Source organism: Corynebacterium sp. TAE3-ERU30, from assembly GCF_019209925.1.
GTDB lineage: Bacteria > Actinomycetota > Actinomycetes > Mycobacteriales > Mycobacteriaceae > Corynebacterium > Corynebacterium megadyptis.
The window spans coordinates 327,385-347,160 of the sequence record NZ_JAHUTO010000001.1; the positions used below are offsets into that span (position 1 = coordinate 327,385).

Annotated in this window: 22 protein-coding genes; 8 read left to right on the forward strand and 14 right to left on the reverse strand. The window is 62.8% G+C overall.

What is annotated here, in order from left to right; genetic code table 11:
• Nucleotides 1-128: 128 nt before the first annotated feature.
• Entirely contained in the window at nt 129-2,009 is a 1,881-nt protein-coding gene (gene feoB, locus KR227_RS01445; RefSeq protein ID WP_218363663.1) for a ferrous iron transport protein B, read from the reverse strand.
• A 224-nt stretch (nt 2,010-2,233) separates the two neighbouring features.
• Nucleotides 2,234-2,467, reverse strand: a complete 234-nt coding sequence (locus tag KR227_RS01450; RefSeq protein WP_151528598.1) for a ferrous iron transport protein A — start codon at nt 2,465-2,467, stop codon at nt 2,234-2,236.
• Nucleotides 2,468-2,829: 362 nt separating this feature from the next.
• On the opposite strand from KR227_RS01450, the gene KR227_RS01455 reads away from it, so the two are divergent.
• Both KR227_RS01455 and KR227_RS01460 read left to right on the forward strand, forming a co-directional pair.
• Nucleotides 2,830-3,588: a hypothetical protein gene (locus tag KR227_RS01455; RefSeq protein WP_218363408.1), complete on the forward strand. Its 759-nt coding sequence runs from the start codon at nt 2,830-2,832 to the stop codon at nt 3,586-3,588.
• Nucleotides 3,589-3,693: 105 nt separating this feature from the next.
• On the forward strand, nt 3,694-4,206 hold the full coding sequence (locus KR227_RS01460) for a hypothetical protein (RefSeq protein ID WP_151528596.1): 513 nt from the start codon (nt 3,694-3,696) through the stop codon (nt 4,204-4,206).
• A 3-nt stretch (nt 4,207-4,209) separates the two neighbouring features.
• On the opposite strand, the gene miaA is transcribed toward KR227_RS01460, so the two are convergent.
• Both miaA and KR227_RS01470 read right to left on the reverse strand, forming a co-directional pair.
• Nucleotides 4,210-5,154 carry a tRNA (adenosine(37)-N6)-dimethylallyltransferase MiaA gene (gene miaA / locus KR227_RS01465; RefSeq protein WP_218363409.1) on the reverse strand — a complete coding sequence of 315 codons (945 nt, stop codon included), beginning with the start codon at nt 5,152-5,154 and terminating at the stop codon, nt 4,210-4,212.
• On the reverse strand, nt 5,151-5,774 hold the full coding sequence (locus KR227_RS01470; protein ID WP_218363410.1) for a hypothetical protein: 624 nt from the start codon (nt 5,772-5,774) through the stop codon (nt 5,151-5,153). The genes miaA and KR227_RS01470 overlap by 4 nt, the downstream gene beginning before the upstream one ends.
• A gap of 172 nt (nt 5,775-5,946) precedes the next feature.
• Here KR227_RS01470 and KR227_RS01475 point away from each other — a divergent pair, with 172 nt between their 5' ends.
• Both KR227_RS01475 and KR227_RS01480 read left to right on the forward strand, forming a co-directional pair.
• Nucleotides 5,947-7,311, forward strand: coding sequence for a DUF349 domain-containing protein (locus tag KR227_RS01475; RefSeq protein WP_218363411.1), 1,365 nt, complete (start codon nt 5,947-5,949; stop codon nt 7,309-7,311).
• A gap of 133 nt (nt 7,312-7,444) precedes the next feature.
• Nucleotides 7,445-8,671: a hypothetical protein gene (locus KR227_RS01480; RefSeq protein WP_218363412.1), complete on the forward strand. Its 1,227-nt coding sequence runs from the start codon at nt 7,445-7,447 to the stop codon at nt 8,669-8,671.
• Here the strand turns inward: KR227_RS01480 and KR227_RS01485 are convergent.
• From KR227_RS01485 to KR227_RS01505, 5 genes are all read right to left on the reverse strand, one after another.
• Entirely contained in the window at nt 8,668-9,357 is a 690-nt protein-coding gene (locus KR227_RS01485; protein WP_218363413.1) for a hypothetical protein, read from the reverse strand. The two genes, KR227_RS01480 and KR227_RS01485, sit on opposite strands and share 4 nt — an antisense overlap.
• A gap of 141 nt (nt 9,358-9,498) precedes the next feature.
• The gene (miaB, locus tag KR227_RS01490) at nt 9,499-11,028 is read right to left on the reverse strand and encodes a tRNA (N6-isopentenyl adenosine(37)-C2)-methylthiotransferase MiaB (RefSeq protein WP_370625126.1); all 1,530 of its coding nucleotides are present in this window, start codon (nt 11,026-11,028) and stop codon (nt 9,499-9,501) included.
• Nucleotides 11,029-11,173: 145 nt separating this feature from the next.
• Nucleotides 11,174-11,785 (reverse strand): regulatory protein RecX, encoded by a 612-nt coding sequence (locus KR227_RS01495; protein ID WP_218363415.1) that lies wholly within the window; start codon nt 11,783-11,785, stop codon nt 11,174-11,176.
• Nucleotides 11,785-12,918 (reverse strand): recombinase RecA, encoded by a 1,134-nt coding sequence (gene recA, locus KR227_RS01500; RefSeq protein WP_218363416.1) that lies wholly within the window; start codon nt 12,916-12,918, stop codon nt 11,785-11,787. Before recA ends, KR227_RS01495 begins: the two co-directional genes overlap by 1 nt.
• Nucleotides 12,919-13,182: 264 nt before the next feature.
• Complete coding sequence (locus tag KR227_RS01505; RefSeq protein WP_218363417.1) at nt 13,183-13,392, reverse strand: DUF3046 domain-containing protein; 210 nt, start codon at nt 13,390-13,392, stop codon at nt 13,183-13,185.
• A gap of 266 nt (nt 13,393-13,658) precedes the next feature.
• Here KR227_RS01505 and KR227_RS01510 point away from each other — a divergent pair, with 266 nt between their 5' ends.
• From KR227_RS01510 to KR227_RS01520, 3 genes are read left to right on the forward strand one after another with little or no spacing between them, the layout of a single operon-like run.
• On the forward strand, nt 13,659-14,261 hold the full coding sequence (locus tag KR227_RS01510; protein ID WP_218363418.1) for a biotin transporter BioY: 603 nt from the start codon (nt 13,659-13,661) through the stop codon (nt 14,259-14,261).
• Entirely contained in the window at nt 14,262-14,948 is a 687-nt protein-coding gene (locus tag KR227_RS01515; protein WP_218363419.1) for an energy-coupling factor ABC transporter ATP-binding protein, read from the forward strand.
• A gap of 4 nt (nt 14,949-14,952) precedes the next feature.
• Complete coding sequence (locus KR227_RS01520) at nt 14,953-15,564, forward strand: energy-coupling factor transporter transmembrane protein EcfT (RefSeq protein ID WP_218363420.1); 612 nt, start codon at nt 14,953-14,955, stop codon at nt 15,562-15,564.
• A 134-nt stretch (nt 15,565-15,698) separates the two neighbouring features.
• On the opposite strand, the gene KR227_RS01525 is transcribed toward KR227_RS01520, so the two are convergent.
• The 4 genes from KR227_RS01525 to pgsA all read right to left on the reverse strand — a co-directional run bounded on the left by KR227_RS01525 (nt 15,699) and on the right by pgsA (nt 18,302).
• Nucleotides 15,699-16,532, reverse strand: coding sequence for a PspA/IM30 family protein (locus KR227_RS01525; RefSeq protein WP_218363421.1), 834 nt, complete (start codon nt 16,530-16,532; stop codon nt 15,699-15,701).
• A gap of 181 nt (nt 16,533-16,713) precedes the next feature.
• Nucleotides 16,714-17,073: a helix-turn-helix domain-containing protein gene (locus KR227_RS01530; RefSeq protein WP_151528582.1), complete on the reverse strand. Its 360-nt coding sequence runs from the start codon at nt 17,071-17,073 to the stop codon at nt 16,714-16,716.
• Between the two features lie 97 nt (nt 17,074-17,170).
• Entirely contained in the window at nt 17,171-17,671 is a 501-nt protein-coding gene (locus tag KR227_RS01535; RefSeq protein WP_370625127.1) for a CinA family protein, read from the reverse strand.
• Nucleotides 17,672-17,675: 4 nt separating this feature from the next.
• Nucleotides 17,676-18,302 (reverse strand): CDP-diacylglycerol--glycerol-3-phosphate 3-phosphatidyltransferase, encoded by a 627-nt coding sequence (pgsA, locus tag KR227_RS01540; RefSeq protein ID WP_255549004.1) that lies wholly within the window; start codon nt 18,300-18,302, stop codon nt 17,676-17,678.
• Between pgsA and KR227_RS01545 the strand changes: the two genes are divergently transcribed.
• The gene (locus tag KR227_RS01545; RefSeq protein ID WP_151528579.1) at nt 18,301-18,594 is read left to right on the forward strand and encodes a YciI family protein; all 294 of its coding nucleotides are present in this window, start codon (nt 18,301-18,303) and stop codon (nt 18,592-18,594) included. The genes pgsA and KR227_RS01545 overlap by 2 nt on opposite strands.
• Here the strand turns inward: KR227_RS01545 and KR227_RS01550 are convergent.
• A complete protein-coding gene (locus tag KR227_RS01550) occupies nt 18,591-19,697 on the reverse strand; it encodes a TerC family protein (protein ID WP_255549005.1) in 1,107 nt (368 codons plus the stop codon). The two genes, KR227_RS01545 and KR227_RS01550, sit on opposite strands and share 4 nt — an antisense overlap.
• Between the last annotated feature and the right edge of the window lie 79 nt (nt 19,698-19,776).

Below are 19,776 nucleotides of genomic sequence, written 5' to 3' on the forward strand. Positions count from 1 at the left end.
AAGTATCGCGGGGCCGAGATGGTGCCACGCCGCTCGCCTTGCAGCGAATGGTGCTGGCCACACGATGCGCGTTTATACGCATCGTGCAGGCGCGGCAATGATGGATAGGGCCTAGCTGGGCAGTGGGTTTAGAGGATGAGCCTGAGCACCTGGAAGACGGCGACGGCTAATACCCACGCGGTCAGCAGCTGGAAGCAGATGCCCACCACGGTCCACTTCAGGCCGATTTCTCTGCGCTGTGCGGCCAGCGTGGCCACACACGGGGTATAGGCGAGGATGAAGATCATAAATGCCCAGACTGCGGCGAGAGTATGGCCGCCGGAGGTCTTCTCGAAGTCACCGCGGACGGCCTTCGCCAGCGGCGAGGATGCCTGTTCTGTGGGGGTGTCATCGGTGACATCGTCGAGCGCATAGGTTTGCGCCCAGGAGGCGATCACGGCCTCCTTGGCCACGAATCCGGTAATCAGGGTGCCGGTGATGGACCAGGAACCGAAACCGGCCGGCTCGAATATCGGCGCGATCGTCTCAGAGACCTGGCCGTAGACGCTTTCGCGGGGGCTGAGGTTCTCATCGGCGAAGGAATACTCGTCGGTGACGGGGATGGATTGCAGCAGGAACACCACGGTGACGGTGGCAACGATAATCGTGCCGGCGGTGTGCAAGAAGCCGCGCAAGCGTACCCAGGCCGAGGCCAGGGTCAGCCGCAGCCGGGGCACCTGGTAGTCGGGCAGGTCGATCACGAGCGGATCCGAGGGCATATTGCGCCACAGGGTGCCGCGCATCAATAAACCGGTGCACACAATCAGCACGATCGAGATGAGGTACATGGCAAATACCGTGGTGCCTGCGTGCTGCGGGAAGAAGGTCGCCGCGAGCATCACATACACCGTCAGCCGCGCCGAGCAGGAGGTGAAAGGAATCAGCAGTGCGGTGAGCAGCCGCTGGCGCGGGTTGGGTAGCACGCGCGTGGCCGAGATCGCCGGAACATTGCAGCCATAGCCCACAATCAGTGGGATGAAGGCGGTGCCGGGCAGGCCGATGGTGCGCATGACGCGATCGGTCACCACGGCCGCACGGGCCATATAACCGGAGTCTTCCAACACGGCCAAGCAGATAAACATCAACGCCATCAGCGGGGCGAAGGTGAGCACCATGCCCACACCGGCAATGATGCCATCGACCAGCAGGGCCTCGATCACTCCCCCGCCGAGTCCCACCGCGCCGAGCAGGGATCGAGCGCCATCGCTCACCGGGCCGCTGAAGAGGTTATCGAGGGCGTCTTGCAGCGGCACTGCCACGGTGGTGGTGATCTGGAAGACCAGCCACATCACTCCGAGGAACACGAGCAGCCCCGCCCAGCGGTTCAGCGCCACGGCATCGATCTTCTCCGACATGCTGGGGCCGTGCTCGCCCTCGTTATTCACCGCAGCCTGGACGGCCGCGTCGATATAGGCGAAGCGTTCATCGGCGGCGTCGAACTCATCCGCGGGCGCTTGTCGACGCTGTGTCTTCGGCGTGTTGAGCTCCAATTCCACCGCCTGCGGCAGGGCCTCAACATTCTTCATGCGCCGTGGATCCACGTCGATCACCGGCATGCCCAGTGCCGCGGACAGGGCGCGGGCATCCACCGGCACGCCCTTGGCGGCAGCCATATCGTTTTTACTCAGGGCCACCACAACCCGCAGGGGCTGCTCGGCCAGCTGGGAGATCATGTACAAACTGCGGGCCAAGTTGGAGGCATCCACCACGGCGATCACGCAGTCGGGCTTCTCCTCATCGGGGCCGTCGATGAGCACATCGGCGGTGAGTTGCTCATCGGGGCTGACGGGATCCAAGGAATAGGCGCCGGGGAAATCGATGAGATCGAAGGTATGTCCATTGTGCTTCCACAGCACACGCGAGGTTTCTACCGTGGTGCCCGGCCAGTTACCGGTGCGGGCTTTGGTGCCGGTGAGGGCGTTGAGCAGGGTGGACTTGCCGGCGTTGGGGGATCCGACGAGGGCCACCACAGGGGTTCCCTCGGGGGCGGCGACGCCGTGGGTAGAGCAGTGACAAGACGATGGTGAAGCCACGGGCTGGCCTCTTTTCTTCAAATTATGGGGTGAACGGAACACTCCGTCGGGGGATATGCTCTGGCGGAGCGCAGGATGATGCGGCGCCACATCGTGTACGGCCACGCATGGTGGCGCAGGCACGGGGGCGACAACGCAGATATCAGCTAAGGCTGGGCGTATTAGACCTGCAGACGCATTGCTCGCGCGGTATGGGCATCAAGCGCATAGCGGGAGGAGCCGACGCGGACAACAACGCCGCCGCCGGCTGTGTGGTGAGTGATCTCAATCGAGCAGCCTTCACGGAATCCGAGCTGGGAAAACCGGCGGTAGCACTCGGGGCTGACGTTATCGTGATCGATGCCATCGAGGCGGCCGCGCTGACCTTTCTCCATCTCGGCGAGAATTGCAATCATGGATGACCTCTTATCAGTTTCAAAGGGTGAACTATCTAATCCTAACGCCGCGCGACAAGCCAAGGCTATGCTGGCCGAGTATGAGAATACTCTCAGTGAGTAATGCCTCACCTGCCCAGCATTGATGGACCACACTCGATGCGCGCTGTCGCGGCCCTCACACCCCTCCCGCGGCTTTCCGCCGCCGCGCGCGACCCCGTGGGTGCCCCCGCCACATCGAGCGCTTCTACCCCACCCGCTGAGAGGGAAAAACGCAGGTCATACTGCGCTGTGGTTATTACCACAGAAATCCACGGATTATCTAGGGAAAATACCGTGGGCTGTATTTTTATCTCGTTGTGTCCTTGCCTACCATGAGTCTCATGACCAGTGACCTTAAAAGTATCGGCATGGACTTCCCCGAGTGGCAGGACGCAGTAGAGGCCGCTATCTCCTCCAACCAGCTCGCCGTCACCGGCGAGGTCGGCGATGGCCAGCTTGTGCAGTTCACCGACGCCTCCGGCGCCCAGATCAACATTCTGGCCGCCGAGCCCTTCTCTACCTATGCGGGATTCCTCTCCCCGCTCGTGGCGCGCGGTCATGTCACCATGGTCAATGACGTACTCGGCCAGATCGAGGTGCTCGATGATCACGACGAGACCATCACCACCCTCACCGCCAATATCGCCCAAGGGCCGCTGCTCGTAGAGGAAGGCCAGCAGCGATTCCAAGAGCTGTCCATTACCGCTCTGGGTATTTCTTTGGCCGGTTTTAGCGACCCCGATAGCTATATCGCCTCCAGCACTGGGCTGAAGCTCGGCACGGTCCTCTCGCACGGCGCCGAGATCATCGCCTCCGGAGATGGCTCGACCCCGCCCGACTCCGCCGCCCAGATCGCCTTCCAGGTCTCCCACTCGGAGTACCGCACCAATGCCCTGACCGGGCAGCGCTTCATTTATGTGCGCGTCTCCTCTCCCTTCCCAATGGATCTATGCCTGCCCGCCGATTCTGATCTGCCCGCCCCGGGCACGGTGATTGCTGGGCGTGTGTCTCTGACCGCATCCATCCTTGCCCCCAGTGGTGGCGGCTGCGGCTCCGGCGGCGGTTGCGGTTGCGGCTCGGGAGGCTGCGGCAGCCACTAGCCCGCTGGGCACAGGCGGGGAACAATTCTTGAGCACGACTCGTTGCCCCCATGTCCCCCATCATCTAGTGAGCAACTCGCCGCCGCGAGGACAGAAAGGAGCGCAGTGCGAAACCATTGGCCGTCCCTCGACTGGACCCACTACATACTGCTGGTGTGTTGTGTCGCCCTCATCGTCTTCCTGCGCTTCGAAGGCATCATCTTGGTGCTGCTGGTCTCCGGCGTGGTGTGGTACACCCTGCGCAATCGCCCCGATAGCAAGGAGACGGCCGCCGTGGTCTCCTCCATCCGCTATTCCGCTGAGGATATTCAAGACACCATCAGCGAGTACGAGCGCTTCCTCACCGGCACGGACACCGATTCCATTGCCGATCGCACCTTGCAACGGCCGGCGCTGGCCGATCCCGATTGCACTGACCCAGATATTGAAGAGTTCCACCACGAGTACTCCACGGCCAAGCGCTTCCTTAATCGCCTGAACTCCAAGCTGGAAACCCACGATACGATCCCGCAACTGGAGTCTTTGCTGGCGATCACCGATCGTCGTGCTGCCGCGCTCGAGGAGCGCTATCAAAGCGCCCGGCGCGCCGCACTTCGTCTCGGCCACGACTACAGCTAATCCTTACTCCTCCACTGGGTCTTCGCCGTCAATATATCCCCACTGCCGCAGCAGCGCTTGTGCCTGCTCGAGCGGGTTGTCTGCGGCGTCAATCCAGGTGATACGCGGATCGCGTTTAAACCAGGAGCGCTGGCGGCGCACATAGCGGCGGGTGGCGCGCACCGTGTCTTCATAGGCCTGCTCGGCCGTGATCTCTCCGCGCAGATGCGCCAATACCTGGGCGTAGCCGATCGCCCGCCCAGCCGTCGAGCCGGCAATAAGCCCGCGCTCGCGGAGGCTGCGGACCTCCTCAATGAAGCCGTGGTCAAACATCTCGTGGGTGCGCTGCTCGATACGCGGGCCCAGCCAGTCCATATCGACCGCGAGTCCCAGAAGATGCGTGCCCCACCGCGGCGGATTGTCCTTCGGCGGCTGGGAGGCGGCATAGGGCTTGCCGGTCAGCTCGATGACTTCAAGGGCGCGTACATTGCGCCGCGGGTCATTCTCCTCGATGATCTCCGCTGCCGCGGGATCCACGGCCCGCAGTCGCTCATGCATGCCGGCAGGGCCGATCTCTTCTTGCAGCGCCATATAGCGGGCCCGCACCTGCGGGTCGGTGGGCGGAAACTCCCACTGATCCACCACCGATTGCACATACATCATGGAGCCACCCACCAAGACTGGGACTGTGCCGGAACTCCGGAGATTCTCCACCACCCCGCGCGCGATCTCGCCGTATTCGGCCACCGAGGCGGTGTGGGTGACATCCCAGATATCGAGCAGGTGATGGGTGATTCCGCCGCGCTCTGCTGGGCTGAGCTTGGCGGTTCCGATATCCATCCCGCGGTAGAGCTGCATGGAGTCGATATTGACCACCTCGCCGCCGAGCTGCTGGGCCAGGGCGATACCGAGACTCGACTTGCCGGAGGCGGTGGGGCCAACAATGGCGAGGGGGGTGCACTGGCTCATGCGGCCATCTCCCACTGCGCCACGAAGCGGCCTACCCCGCCAGTGGTGTCTTCTGCGAGTAGCTGCTGCGACGTGACCTGCTCACGCAGCGTCCACAACTGCCTCCAGGGCTTTGGGTCGAGCACCCCAGCCCGATAAAGATCGCGGTCGTGCCACTGCTCGGGGGCATCGCCGCGAAGCAGCTCACGCACATAGCTTTGGGCATCCTCGGCCTCGGGGTGGAAGCCACCGGGGGCCCGCTCGGTCAATGTCACGGGGCCATCGGCGAGCACGATCACCAGCTCGGCGTCGACAAGCGCCTCTATCTCCTCGGCACAGGCAGTGATCTTCTGTTCTTGCTCACCCAGCAGGAGGCGGGCGATGATCTCGCCTAAGAGGTGTCCGTCCTGGGCGCGCGGCAGCTCCACCCCAGGCGCCCAGGCGCTGAGCGAACCGGTGAGCTCGGTGCGGCATTCTGCAGCCGCCGAGCGCACCACAGCGATGCTATCGACAGCGGCGGCGCGCGTGCTCAGGATGCTGCGGGCCGCCTGGCGCAGGCGCGCTGATCCCTCATCATGGGGAGAGACCCCCTCGATCAATGCTGGGGAGGAGGGAATGACCACGATGTGCCGCACAGACAACTCCAGACCTTGACTGATTTTTCCTCGGAAATTTAGCTTAAACCATAGGTGCCGCCACCTAGGGTTCTCCCCTACGTGCCCCCAGCAGAGGTGCTAGGGTTTTTGTCAGTTCGTGTTTATTGGCAGCCGTGCCGCGCGGCAGCGTTACAGACTTATAAGGATTCCTCACGCCATGACTACTCCCCCGAGCCCCACACCAGGTCCGCGTCCAGGCCCCCGCCCCGGCGTCACCCCCGGAGCCATGCCGGGAGCCACGCCCGCGCCGCGCCCCAGCGCGGTAGCACGGCCGGCGGCACCGCATGCTGTGCATATCCCGAAGTCGGATCCGTCCCGCTTCGGCCGCATCGACGAGGACGGCACTGTCGTGCTCATCACCAAGGCCGGTGAGCGCGTGATCGGCTCGTGGCAGGCCGGTTCCCCCGAGGCCGGTTTGGCCCACTACGCACAACGCTTCGCTGATCTCGCCACCGAGGTCGAGCTGCTCGAAGCCCGCCTCAAGGCACATCCGGACGATGCCGCCAATATTCGCACCTCGGCGGCCGCGCTCCGGGAGTCCCTGCCCGAGGCCACCGTGATCGGCGATGTGGACAATCTCGATGATCGCCTCGCGGAGATCATGAACGAGTCCGTGGAGGCCGGTGAGGAAGCCAAACAGCGCAAGGCCGAGCGCCGCGCCCGGGCCATCGCCCGCAAGGAGGAGCTCGCCGCCGAGGCAGAGAGCATCGCCGCGGACTCCACCGAGTGGAAGGCCGCCGGGGATCGCCTGCGCGCCATCTTGGATGAGTGGAAAACCATCCGCGGTATTGATCGCGCCACCGATGATGCGCTGTGGAAGCGCTACTCCAAGGCCCGCGATAGCTTCAACCGCCGCCGCGGCTCGCACTTCGCGGAACTCGACCGCAACCGCGCCGCCGCCCGCCGCACCAAAGAGGCACTGGTGGCCAAGGCTGAGGAACTCAAGGACTCGACCGACTGGAACGCCACCGCTGGGGAGTTCCGCGAGCTGATGAAGCAGTGGAAGGCTGCCGGACGCGCCCCGCGCGAGGTAGATAATGCCCTGTGGGCCTCCTTCAAGGCCGCCCAGGATCACTTCTTCCAGGCCCGCAATGCCCTCAATGAGCAGCGGGACAAGGAGTTCCAAGCCAATGCCGAGGCCAAGGATGCGCTGATCGCGGAATACACCCCGCTGATCACCCCAGAAAAGGACCTCGAGGCCGCCCGCGCCAAGCTGCACGAGCTGCAGGAGAAGTGGGAGGCTATCGGCTATGTGCCGCGGGCGAAGATCCGCGAGTACGACTCCAAGATCAAACAACTCGAGGACAAGGTGGCACGCGCCGCTGATGAGCAGTGGCGTCGCACCGACCCCGAGGTGCAGGCCCGCGCCCAGCAGTTCCTCGACCGCGTGGAAGAGTTCACTAACCAGGCCGCCGAGGCCGAGAAGGCCGGCAAGACCAAGGACGCCGAGAAATACCGCGCCCAGGCCGCCCAATGGCAGGAATGGGCCGACGCCGCCACCCAGGCGGTAGACAACCTCTAGGCCCTCAAGCAGCGTTTCTTCACCCCGCCACCCACGAGACAGCCCACCCGGCTCTCTCGTGGGTGGTGGTCTTTGTGGCGGCAGGTGGCCGCCACGCAGCAGGCATGGGCCCACCGTTTAAGCTGGGTGGACGATGACTGTCTATCACTTCTCCCCCATCACCGCCCTGCCGCGCACCGATGCGATCAATACCAACCTCAAAACCCTCGCGCTGAGCGATGGTTTCCGGGCGCAGATGCTCGCCGGCACCGCTGATCGTTCCCTCTCCGTGGAGCGGCTGTGTTCCTGTCTCATCCCCGCCCCCGATGCGCGCAGCACCATCCTGCTGCTCAGCGCAGATCACGATCTGCAGCTCAGGCCCGCGTCCGCGCTGGATAACAGCGTGGCCCTGCCCACGGCCGCTGCGGGCGCGGCAGAGGCGGACACGGCTACGGCGCACGCCGTGGATGAGGTGGTGGATTTTAGCTATGGCATCATCGTCTCCCTGCCGCTGCTGGAGGACGGCTGCGCCGCCACCGTGGAGCTCATCGCCGATGTGGAGGAACTCGTGCTGCCCGGCGAGGAGATGAGCGAGCAGCAGCGCCAGCGCTACTACTACGCACTCGAGCTGGCGCGGGTATTCGCCGCGCGTGCCGAACGCACTCTGCTCACCACCTGGCTGGAGCAACCGCCCGTGGATACCGGCGATGATCAGGCCCCCACTGAGCTCCCTTATGCGCAGCTATTGCAGAACGCCGGGTTCTCCCCGGTGCTGCACACCGTCCAAGGCTATGTGCCGCTGCCCGTCACCGCCCCCACTAGCGCAAGTTGGGAGCGGCTGCACTCCGCAGTGGCTCAGGATGGCAACGACGCGCCGGTGCGTTTCGAGTACTTCTGCGATGAACTACCCAGCTATGTGCGACAGCAGGTCACTGAGCTTTATGCGCTGGCGGATAGCGACGCGCCGCGGCGCGACTTCGTGGGAGAAAACGAGCGCTGGGACCGTGGCCGCTTAGATGCGATCACTCGCCTCGCCCAGGAAAATGGCACCCGCACCCACTTCGGTCTGCTCCTGAGCGGCCACGGCGAGGCGAGCAGCGTGCTGGCCTTAAGCGTGATCGCCCAAGCCACTGGTTCCCGCGAGGATGTGGCCGAGCAGAACGTCACCGTCACGGCGCGCTCGGTCCGCGGGTGTGGGGCGGGGCTGCTGGTGAAGCAGGAACTGCTGCGCACGCTGCATGCGAAAGACCCGCGGCTAGCGCGGGTCTATACCTCTGTGGAGGTGTCTAATAAGCCGATGCTGGCGGTGAATACGGCGTTGGGCTTCCACCCGATTAGTCGGGCCTCGGCCTATCAGCGTCGTCGCGCGCTGAGCGCCTAATCCTCAGCCTCGGTGGTGTCGGTGTTGCGGGGGCGGTGGCGCTCCGAGGCCTTCTTGCGGCGATCATCGACGAATAGCGGGCTGTCCTCATAGCGGGAGAAGCGCCGCCCCACGCTTGCCTCACGCTGGGCGTCGGCCACGGGATCATCCGAGCCGGCTTCGCGGCGGGCATCTTCAATATCGAGCTGTTCTTCGCTGCGGCGGAAGATCAGCCCCGTCATGATCAGCAAGAAGGCGATCGCCACGATACCGCTTAGAGCGGCACCAAACTCGGTGCCCGAGGAGCCCTCGGCGCGCAGCCGGGTCTGCCCCATCCAGATCATGAACATCGCAGCAGTGCCCGTGATGCCGGCGAATACCCAGTTGATGTAGGTCAGCAGCATGCTTCGCGACGCCACCACCGCGAGGTTGACCACCACCATCGACACCAGCCCCAGAATCACAAAGAGGCGTTCGAGCGGGGTGGCTCCAAATTCGAGGGCCTGATCGTTCATCACCAGGATGTCGAAGCCATTGGCTTTGCCGGTGAAGGGAAGGATAAGGGTGATGAGAAACAGCACGAAAACGGCGATCAGGCTGATCCACGTGGAGCCCATGTCCACCTTTTTCGCTGCCTGCTTCTCAAGGCCTGCGAGATCATCGGCCGAGAGTAGCTTCTTCTCGGCGGGGGTGTTCGCTTTATCCACTAGGGGTTCATCTCCACTGTGTAGTCGATTCCATCCACGTGCGCGACCACGTGGTGTGGCCTGCAGATACTAGAACGGAGGGCGCAGCGGGGTTGCCGGTGCGCACTCCCCACATATTGTAGGCGAGACTCGTCTCCAGCCCTAGGACGAGGGGCGGATACCCGGCAGGCCGAGGCCCACCCCCACTGGCTCGGTCGTGGGCCGCTTCCCGATCTCGGACATGTCGCCTGCCTTGGTGCGGCGGTGGCTCAGCACGCCGGCGTCGGCGAGCAGGAAGTGCGGCGCGGAGTCCGTGACGGTCACCGTCACCACATCGCCTGGGCGGATCTGCTCTGCCATATCCTCACCCTGGGCGTCGATGGGGTTGAAGTGCACCAGGCGGCCATCGCGGGCACGGCCCGAGACGCGCTTGGTGGCGCTGTTCTTCCGGCCACCGCCGGCCTGCACCAGCAGCTCTACCTCGCGGCCATGGAAGGCGGCGTTTTCCTCTTCGCTAATGCGCTCCTGCAGTGCCAGCAGCCGCTCATAGCGGTCTTGGACAATCTCCTTGGGGATCTGATTGGCCATCTCCGCAGCGGGAGTACCTGGGCGCGGCGAGTACTGGAAGGTATAGGCGCTGGAGAAGCGGGACTTCTCTACCACATCGAGGGTGGCTTGGAAATCTTCCTCGGTTTCACCGGGAAAGCCGACAATGATGTCGGTGGTGATGGCGGCGTGCGGGATCTTCTCCCGTACCTCATCGAGGATGCGCAGGAACTTGCTGGTGCGGTAGCTGCGGCGCATCTTCTTTAACACCTCATCGGAGCCGGACTGCAGCGGCATGTGCAGCTGCGGGCACACCGTGGGGGTCTCGGCCATGGCGTCGATAACGTCGCTGGTGAACTCTGCCGGGTGGGGGCTGGTAAAGCGCAGCCGGTCCAGCCCTTCGATCTCCCCGCAGGCGCGCAGCAGCTTGGAAAAGGCGCTGCGATCGCGCTCGAGATCGGGGTCGACGAAGTTCACGCCATAGGCGTTGACGTTTTGCCCCAAAAGGGTCACCTCAGACACGCCCTGATCCACGAGGGCCTGCACCTCGGACAGGATATCGCCGGGGCGCCGGTCCTGTTCCTTGCCGCGGAGGCTGGGAACGATACAGAACGTGCAGGTGTTATTGCAGCCCACCGACACGCTCACCCAGCCGGCATAGGCGGATTCGCGCTTCGCCGGCAGTACTGAGGGGAATTGTTCGAGGGCGTCGACGATCTCGACCTCGGCGTGGCGATTGTGGCGGGAGCGCTCCAGAAGCGTCGGCAGCGAGCCGATATTGTGGGTGCCGAACACCACATCCACCCACGGCGCTTTAGACACCACGGTGTCCTTGTCCTTTTGCGCCAAGCAGCCGCCCACGGCGATCTGCATGCCCGGGTGCTTATCCTTCACCGAGCGCAGATTACCGAGGGTGCCATAGAGGCGCTGATCGGCATTATCGCGCACGGCACACGTATTAAACACCACGAGATCCGGGGTGGCGCCTTCTTCCGCCGGCACGTATCCGGAATCTTCGAGCAGACCGGAAAGACGCTCCGAGTCGTGCACGTTCATCTGGCAGCCGAAGGTACGCACCTCATAGCTGCGGGCGGAGTCGGACACAAGCCTGGCTTTTACACTGTGCTGATTATGGGGGTGAGACACGGGTAGTCATTCTAACGATCTGGGTCGAGCCAACATAATGCAGCAATCGAGGGCCGATGGCCTCAGAGACAGACCACTCCAGCAGCACCCCTGCTATAGCGAGTAGATGGACGCCCCCGCAGGCCGGCGCCACAGCCATGAGGCTTTAGTCTTCGAGTTCTGCGATCCTCGCGTCGAGGGCGGCGATGGCAATACCCATGCTCATGTGTTGGGCGAAACCACGACGAGCGAGGGCGCCGACGATGCGGCGCAGGTACTTATTTCTTTCCGCGAAATCGGCGGGCGGCCGCGCAATAGAACGGGCTTTCTTTTCCGCCACGGCCTCGGCCACGCTGCGCTCATCGCTGTCATCGACCTGCTCCAGCGCCTCGGCGCGGGTATCGGCGGTGATTCCCTTATCTCGGAGTTCGCGGTTGAGGACGGCGCGGCTTTTGCCTTTGCGGTGACGCTGCCGCACCCATTCCGAGGCAAAGAGGGCATCGTCGATGAGGCGTTGGGAGATGAGATCATCGATGACCGCGTCTACGACCTCGGGTGGATAGTCATAGCCGAGTAGCCGTATCCGCATCTCGTGTTCCGAGCGCATGCGGTGGTTGAGGAGAACAAGCGCCTTGGCGCGCACGGTCTGGCGCTCTTCTTCCGCGTGCTCGTCGAAGAGCCCGGGATTGCCCTCGCGCTCATAGCGTTCGAGGGCCTCGGCGAGCGCCCGCAGCTTAGCGTTTTTCTCCTCCCAAGACTCGGCGCTGTGCTGTGTCATTACTCTTCAGAGTCGTCTCCCAGATCGACATCATCAAAGTCCACATTGGGCACCATGTCCACCGGATCGTCGGTAAGCGCGTCATCGTCCTCGAGATTGGCGTATTTGCCCACCTTGAGCTTGCGCAGGATCTTATCCTCGATCTCATTGGCCAGCTCGGGGGTGTCCTTCAAATGCAGGCGCACCTTTTCCCGGCCCTGGCCGAGCTGATCGCCGTCGTAGGTAAACCACGAACCGGATTTCTTCACGATGCCATTTTCCACGGCGAGGTCAATGATCGAGCCCTCGCGGGAGATACCTTCGCCGTAGATGATGTCGAACTCCGCCACCTTAAACGGCGGCGAGACCTTGTTCTTTACCACCTTCAGCTTGGTGCGGTTACCCACCGCATCCTGGCCGTCCTTCAGGGTCTGGATGCGGCGCACATCGCAGCGCACCGAGGAGTAGAACTTCAAGGCCTTACCACCGGTGGTGGTTTCCGGCGAGCCAAACATCACGCCAATCTTCTCGCGCAGCTGGTTAATGAAGATCGCCGTGGTGCCCGCGCTGTAGAGAGCGCCGGTGAGCTTACGCAGTGCCTGGCTCATCAATCGCGCCTGCAGGCCCACGTGGCTATCGCCCATATCGCCTTCGATCTCGGCCTTCGGGGTCAGCGCGGCCACCGAGTCCACCACAATGATGTCGATAGCACCGGAACGCACCAGCATATCGGCGATCTCGAGGGCCTGTTCGCCGGTATCAGGCTGGGATACCAGCAGCTGGTCGGTATCCACGCCCAGTTTGCGGGCATAGTCCGGATCAAGGGCGTGCTCGGCGTCAATAAAGGCGGCGATACCGCCAGCGCGCTGCGCCTCGGCTACCGCGTGCAGCGCCACGGTGGTCTTACCGGAGGACTCCGGACCGTAGATCTCTACAATGCGGCCACGCGGGAAGCCGCCAATACCCAGCGCAATATCGATAGCGGTATTGCCCGAAGAGATCGCTCTAATCGGCGGGCGATTCTCATCACCCAGGCGCATAATTGAGCCCTTGCCAAAGTCCTTCTCAATCAGCGCCATGGCCGATTCGAGGGCCTTGGCCTTATCATTCGACGCACCCTTGGGGGTCTTCGACTTGGTCTTGCGTGCTGCCATTGTTGTCTTGTCTCCTGCTATCGCTTGGTTTTTTCATCGATGCGCCGTCTGGCGCCACGCTACCGGAGGGGTCGAGCCACCGATATCTTCTATAGACGTCTCCGGCTCCTGCAGCGGTTCCGCCACGCGAGTCTCCTCTGGTGGCGCACTGGGCGGCGCGCTCGAGGATCACCCTAGCGCCCGCGTGCGACACTATCGAACAGATTACGGGCACACATGTTCTAATGCAACTTTCGTTATCCCAGTACAGCCCTTCTCGCCGCGCTAGTCATCCACACCCAATTGCCGTTCGGCTGGGACATCAAAATCCGCACAGAGATGCCACCAGATATCACGCAGATCAGTGCCCTCTCCCTCCATGAGCTCGGCGGCAGTCTGCCCCCAGCGGCTGAGCACATGGGAACGCACGATCCACTGACCGTACTGCTGCCCGAACTCGTCTGTGACGAGCTTCAGGAATTGTGTTTCGCGCATAGCGCCCATCGTAACCCGCTTAGGTTTCTCGCCTACAGCGCCCCATCCAGTCCCGCGCGTTGTCGCGCCCTAGGACAACGTCGATAAGCGAAAAGAACTTCTCTGCGCCCCATGTTCATAGGCGCTGTCAACGACTACAGTAAGACACACGTTTTGTTTCTTCTCAGGGGACACTAAGTCGCTGCCGCCTGCTGAGGGTGGCTGCGGTGTGCCGTGTCCGCTGAGATCCGCCCCTATTGTGATTATGTTTTAAGGATTTCCCACTTATGGCCGCCTCTCCCTCCCGCTCCACAGTGCGCGATATCTCCTATATCGCGGTATTTACCGCGTTGATCATCGTCTTCGCGTTCGTCACTATTCCCGGCGCCGCCGGCGTGCCCATCGTGCTGCAGAACGCGATCGTGGTGCTCGCGGGCCTCGTATTGGGTGGTCGTCGCGGTTTCTACACTGCGGGGCTGTTCCTGCTCATCGGCATGCTGGGGCTGCCGGTGCTGGCGGGCGGCCGTTCCACCCTCGCGGCGTTGGCGGGGCCGACGATCGGCTATCTCTTTGGCTATCTCTGCAGCGCGTTCATCGCTGGTGTTATCGCCTATAAGGCGCGGCCGCGCAACAAGAGCAACCTGGTGATCGCGGTGAGCTTCGGTGCCTTCGTGGGTCTGCTCGCCCAGTACCTGCTCGGCGCCATCGGTCTATGGCTGCGCGGCGATATGGCCTTCGGTGAAGCCATCGTCATCCACGGCACCTTCCTGCCCTTGGACGCGCTGAAGTTCGCGGCCGCTGCCGCCATCGCTGTCGGCGTGCACTCGGCATTCCCCGACATCATGGCCGAGGAGAAGCGCCGCCGCGAGCCCTCCCACACCACGATCTAGATGCCGCGCATCGTCTTTTCCTCCGCCAGCATCAGCTTTGATGGCGAGCGGGTGCTCGATCCGATCTCGGTGGAGCTGAAGGAGCAGCGCATCGGCATCATCGGCGCCAATGGCGGCGGCAAATCCAGCTTCATCCGGCTGATCAACGGCCTCGGCGAGCCCACCAGCGGCTCGGTGAGTGTCGACGGGCTCGAGGTCGCCACACACGGCAAGAAGGTACGGCGCAAAGTCGGTTTTGTTTTCACCGACGCCGAAAATCAGATCGTAATGCCCCGCGTGGAAGACGATATTCGCTTTTCTCTCAAGCGCCTCAAGCTCAGCTCGACCGAGCGTGATGCCCGCGTCGAGGAGGTTATGAAGCGTTTCGGGCTGAGCGACTATCGGGAGCACTCCCCGCATACGCTCTCCGGCGGGCAGAAGCAGCTGCTGGCTTTGGCTGCGGTGCTGGTGATGCGCCCGGAGGTGCTCATCGCCGATGAACCGACCACTCTCTTGGATCTGCGCAATCGCGAGCAGCTGCGCCACATTTTCGCCGAGCTGAGCCAGCAGGTCATCGTGGTCACCCACGATCTTGGCTTCATCCGCGACTTCGACCGTGTGCTGTGGATCGATAATCACACCATCCGCGAAGATGGCCCGCCGGCGGAGGTTATCGCCCACTATGAGCGCGCCATGATCGAGGGCTAAGGCCATGCGTTCGGTCCCGCTCAGCATCTACGTTCCCGGCCACACCCCCATGCACCGGCTGCCGGCGGCCGTGAAATTCTGCGGCCTCATCGTCTTCGTGATCGCCGCCGCGGTGTGGGTCTCCTCCCCTGCCCGCGGCGTTATCGCCCTCGCGCTGGTCGCCGCCGGCTATCTGCTTGCCCGCATCCCCGCGCGTATCGCGTGGAATCAATTATGGCCCACACTGCCGCTCTTGCTTCTTCTCGGTGGCTTCCAGTGGTGGCAAAACACGCTTATCGACGCCATCACGCTGGTTCTCCTGCTCTTCGCCTCCATCGCGGCCGCGGTGCTGCTCACCCTCACCACGACCATTGCCGAGATGATGCACTCGCTGGAGTCGATGCTCGCCCCCACTGCGCGCTGGGGTGTGCCAGTAGAGACCATTAGCTTGGCCATCTCGCTGACCATCCGGCTGATCCCGCTGCAGCTCAACGCAGTGAACGAGGTATTGGATGCCCGTAAGGCGCGCGGGGTTGATTTCTCCCTCACCGCGCTTGGCACCCCCGTGGTTATTCGTTCTATTCGCCGCGCCCGCGCCATCGCCGATGCCCTCTGGGCGCGCGGGGTAGGCGATTAATTCCTTCCGTAGACACACAAACGCTGGCCCGCACACATTCCGGTGTGTGGACCAGCGTTAATGCTTGGGTTTAGCAACCCCGTATGCCTTGTGCGCGCCTCTCGCTGCCGCGAGGGCGGGCACGGGACGAGGAGTTATTCGCCGCGGATTTCTCGCATGCGCTGCTGGATGGCGTCGTTGCTCACCGAGTTCGAGGAGGGGCGAGGCGACTCGATGGACTGCTGGGGAGAACCGGACTCGATGGCGTCGCCACGCATATCGGAGCGGATCTGCTCCAGCCGGGAGTGGCCTGCCATCTGTACACCGGCTGCTTCGACCTCGGCCATGCGGCCTTGGACGCTGTTTTCTGCCAGCTCGGCGCGGCCCAGTGCATTGGAGTAGCGGCGCTCGATCTTCTCGCGCACCTGATCCAGGTTCGGGGTATTGCCGCCAGCAGCCACGGAGTTCATGGACTCCAGGGACTCGGTGACCTTCTCCTGCATCTTGGCCTGCTCGAGCTGCGAGAGCAGCTTGGTGCGCTCGGCGACCTTCTGCTGCAGCACCATGGAGTTACGCTCCACGGCCTTCTTGGCCTGGGTAGCCTGCTGCAGAGCTTGATCGTGCAGCTTCTTGGTGTCCTCCACAGACTGCTCAGCGGTGACCAGCTGGGCGGCGAAAGCCTCGGCGGCGTTCTCGTACTCCGAGGCCTTGGCCTCATTGCCCTCGGCGCGGGCCTGATCGGCCAGCTTCAGCGCCTGGCGGGTATTGCCCTGGAGCTTCTCGATCTCGGAGAGACGACGGTTGAGCTGCATCTCCAACTGGCGCTGGTTGCCGATCACGTTGGCAGCCTGCTGCGAGAGCTCCTGGTGCTGACGCTGGGCTTCCTCAATGGCCTGCTGAATCTGAATCTTCGGATCCGCGTTCTCCTCGATCTTCGAGTCGAACAGCGCCATCAAGTACTTCCATGCCTTAGTAAAGGGATTAGCCATAACGCTTTCTCGTCAGCCTTTCTTGCCACAATGTGTATTCCTGCGCTGATTGTACGTCAGCAGGTATCGATCTGGCGCGCGCTCACAGTACTACGCACCACAGCGTCCATCGGTGTCGCACCTAGCTGGTATCGCTGAGCCTATTTAGCTCGGCGATAACTCTAGGCGCAGGGGGACGGTCTTACACTTTCGCCAAGTCCGCCTGCGCAGACTCCACTGCCATTGAGCCAGCGGCCTCGATGAGCACATCCGCGACACGGGTATCGAGTGCATAACAGACCGCAGCCAGCAGCTCGGAGGAGACCTCCTTGCGGCCTCGCTCCAATTCGGAGAGATAGCCTGGGGAGACACTGGAGGCCTCGGCGAGCTCGCGGAGGGTAATGCCCTTATCGGCGCGGAAGGACCGCAAGGCTGCCCCAAGAGCCTCGCGCAATAGCGGCTCCTCGGGACGCGAGGATGCCATGGTCTCCGCGTCTGCCGAGTCGGGGCGCACCCGAGGGGCGCCGAGCGGCTGATCTAAAAGAGCTGTGTAAGTTGCCATCACTTCTTCTAACGTCTCGTGGACACCTTTTGTTCCCCGCGCCATCATCGGCGCGGCACGCGGTGGTGGTTGTGCACCCACTGTAGTTGCTTCGCGTTCACCCCAGCGGCATAGCGTCGATATGCTCGCGGCCCAAGTCGATTGCCTCGGCCACCGCCTGCGCGCGAATCCCCTGCCGGCTATAGCGGCGCGGCGGCGACATCCGGCGCACCCGCACGGCGTGCTCGCCGCTGGCTACGGCCATCCATACTTCCCCGACTGGATGCCCATCCTGGCGTTCCGGGCCTGCCACGCCGGTGAGGGCGATGGCGATATCTGCCCCGCAGGCTGTGCGCGCTCCGCGTGCCATCGCGGCGGCACATTCCGGGGATATAGGGCCGAATAGGTCCAACAGCTGTGGGTCCACACCGGCGAGTTCGCTTTTCAGCTCAGTGGCATAGGTGACCAAGCCACCGCGAAGAACCGCAGAAGCGCCGCTGATATTGGCGAGCGTGCCGGCGAGCATCCCGGCGCTCAAAGATTCACAGCAGGCCAGACTCAACCCGCGCCTCCGCAGCGCGTCGAGCAGCTCTGCAGCTGCGGCGTCGAGAGAGTCCACGCTCTTAATTGGCCTTGCGGCCGTCGATAATGTACTGCACACCTGTGACTACAGTCACCACCACGGCGGCCAGCATCACAACGAAGCTGGGGATATCCATCCACCCAGGCAGCGGCAGCAAATAGAGCCCCACGGCAATGGTTTGTAGCGCGGTCTTGAGCTTGCCGCCCTTGGAGGCCGGAACCACCCTGCCGCGTCGCAGCTGCACCATGCGCCAGAAGGTAATGCCCAGCTCACGCACCACGATGAGGATCGTGACCCACCACGGCAACATGTCAATGAGATTGAGGCACACCAAGGAGGTGATCATCAGCGCCTTATCGGCGATGGGATCGGCGATCTTGCCGAATTCCGTGATCAGCCCGCGTTTACGCGCGATGTCCCCATCGAGCTTATCGGTGAACATCAACAGGGCGAACATGATGAATGCGGCCCATTGCCAGCCATTATTCTGGCCTTGACTCGTCAGCACCAGCCACGCGAAGGCGGGCACGAAAATGATGCGCAGCGATGTCAATACATTCGGCAGATTGAAATTCGAGGGTCGCTGCACGGAGTTAGCTGCTGGGGTGCTGTTGCTCGGGTCCTTCACGCCTTCAACCCTACCTTGCGACCTATAATTTGAAACCATGAAGGTTTTCGCAGTGGAATACTCCTACTCCCCCAGCTCCGAGAAGATCGCCGAGATTCGCCCCGTACACCGCGAGTTTCTCGGCGATCTGAAGCAGCAGGGAAAGCTCATCGGCTCCGGCCCCTACACCGACGGCGAGGGTGGCGCGCTCATTCTCATCGCACTCGAGGATGAGGCGGGTATCGACGATGCCCGCGCGCTCATGGACCGCGACCCCTTCTACACGGGCGGCGCACTGGAGTCCCGTTCCTTTAAAACCTGGAACCCCGTGCTCAACGTCTTCGATATCTAGCGTGAGCTAGTCTCGCCGCCCTGCTCGGGCGCGGCCTCTACGCGGGCACGGCGCTGCGCGGCATCGCCGGGGGCGCCGTCCTCGTGCTTGCCCAAGAGCTTGTCTGTGGAGATAGCCACCGCGCCCTGGGCCTCATCGCGCTTGCCCTTGATCCAGGACGCGACAATGGTCAGCACCAACACGCCCACGATGAAGGCCAAAGACACCCAGGTGCCGATCTCGGGCACGTGCACATCCTCGCCGCCATTGATGAAGGGCAGGTTGTTTTCGTGCAAGGCGTGCAGGATGAGCTTCACGGCGATGAACGCCAAGATGATGCCCAGACCATAGGCCAGGTAGACCAAGCGATCGAGCAGGCCATCGAGCAGGAAGTACATTTGCCGCAGGCCCATCAAGGCCAAGGCATTGGCGGTGAAGACGATATAGGCCTCGTTGGTCAGCCCGTAGATGGCGGGGATGGAATCGAAGGCGAACATCACGTCGATAAAGCCGATCGCCACCAGCGCCATCGCCATCGGGGTAAAGAAACGCTTGCCGTTGACGCGGGCGGTCATCTTATCGCCGTTGTAGTCGTCCGTCATCGGAATGAAGCGGCGAGTGAAGCGGATAATCGCCATGTCCGCAGGATCGGTCGGTGGTGCATCCTTCGCCTCTTCCCACACGGTTTTGATCGCCGTGTAGAGCAAGAAAATACCGAAGAGATAGAAGATATCCGACCAGGCATTAATGGCGGCCGCGCCCAGGAGAATGAACACGGTGCGGAAGACCAACGCCATGGCGATACCGAAGAGCAGCACCTTTTGTTGGTACTTGCGGGGAACATTGAAGGTGCCGATGATCAGCGCGAACACGAAGAGATTGTCCACGCTCAATGCTTTTTCGGTGACGTAGCCGGAGAGGAACTCCAGGCCGCGTTGGTGATCCCAGAATAGCCACACAAAACCGCCAAAAAGCATGGCGAGCACCACGTAGAAGGCGGTCCAAAAGCCGGCTTCTTTCAAGCTCGGCTCGTGCGGGGTTTTGACGTGGGTAAAGAAGTCGAATGCGATGAATGCAATGACAATCACGGCCGTGAGCACCCACACCCACAAAGGCACATGCATAGTGATTATCCTCCGGTGCGATAAGTAGTTACGTACCGGAGGTCTCCCCCACCGCGTAGTGGGCTGGTGGGACCGGGGC

Bases quoted from the DNA above. Each gene is read 5' to 3' on its own strand.
- KR227_RS01510 (WP_218363418.1), top strand. From the start codon at position 13,659: ATGGCCGCCTCTCCCTCCCGCTCCACAGTGCGCGATATCTCCTATATC.
- KR227_RS01455 (WP_218363408.1), top strand. From the start codon at position 2,830: ATGACCAGTGACCTTAAAAGTATCGGCATGGACTTCCCCGAGTGGCAG.
- KR227_RS01550 (WP_255549005.1), bottom strand. From the start codon at position 19,697: ATGCATGTGCCTTTGTGGGTGTGGGTGCTCACGGCCGTGATTGTCATT.
- KR227_RS01495 (WP_218363415.1), bottom strand. From the start codon at position 11,785: ATGACACAGCACAGCGCCGAGTCTTGGGAGGAGAAAAACGCTAAGCTG.
- KR227_RS01520 (WP_218363420.1), top strand. From the start codon at position 14,953: ATGCGTTCGGTCCCGCTCAGCATCTACGTTCCCGGCCACACCCCCATG.
- KR227_RS01530 (WP_151528582.1), bottom strand. From the start codon at position 17,073: ATGGCAACTTACACAGCTCTTTTAGATCAGCCGCTCGGCGCCCCTCGG.
- KR227_RS01515 (WP_218363419.1), top strand. From the start codon at position 14,262: ATGCCGCGCATCGTCTTTTCCTCCGCCAGCATCAGCTTTGATGGCGAG.
- KR227_RS01450 (WP_151528598.1), bottom strand. From the start codon at position 2,467: ATGATTGCAATTCTCGCCGAGATGGAGAAAGGTCAGCGCGGCCGCCTC.
- KR227_RS01525 (WP_218363421.1), bottom strand. From the start codon at position 16,532: ATGGCTAATCCCTTTACTAAGGCATGGAAGTACTTGATGGCGCTGTTC.
- KR227_RS01545 (WP_151528579.1), top strand. From the start codon at position 18,301: ATGAAGGTTTTCGCAGTGGAATACTCCTACTCCCCCAGCTCCGAGAAG.
- KR227_RS01480 (WP_218363412.1), top strand. From the start codon at position 7,445: ATGACTGTCTATCACTTCTCCCCCATCACCGCCCTGCCGCGCACCGAT.
- miaA (WP_218363409.1), bottom strand. From the start codon at position 5,154: ATGAGCCAGTGCACCCCCCTCGCCATTGTTGGCCCCACCGCCTCCGGC.
- KR227_RS01475 (WP_218363411.1), top strand. From the start codon at position 5,947: ATGACTACTCCCCCGAGCCCCACACCAGGTCCGCGTCCAGGCCCCCGC.
- recA (WP_218363416.1), bottom strand. From the start codon at position 12,918: ATGGCAGCACGCAAGACCAAGTCGAAGACCCCCAAGGGTGCGTCGAAT.
- pgsA (WP_255549004.1), bottom strand. From the start codon at position 18,302: ATGGTTTCAAATTATAGGTCGCAAGGTAGGGTTGAAGGCGTGAAGGAC.
- KR227_RS01505 (WP_218363417.1), bottom strand. From the start codon at position 13,392: ATGCGCGAAACACAATTCCTGAAGCTCGTCACAGACGAGTTCGGGCAG.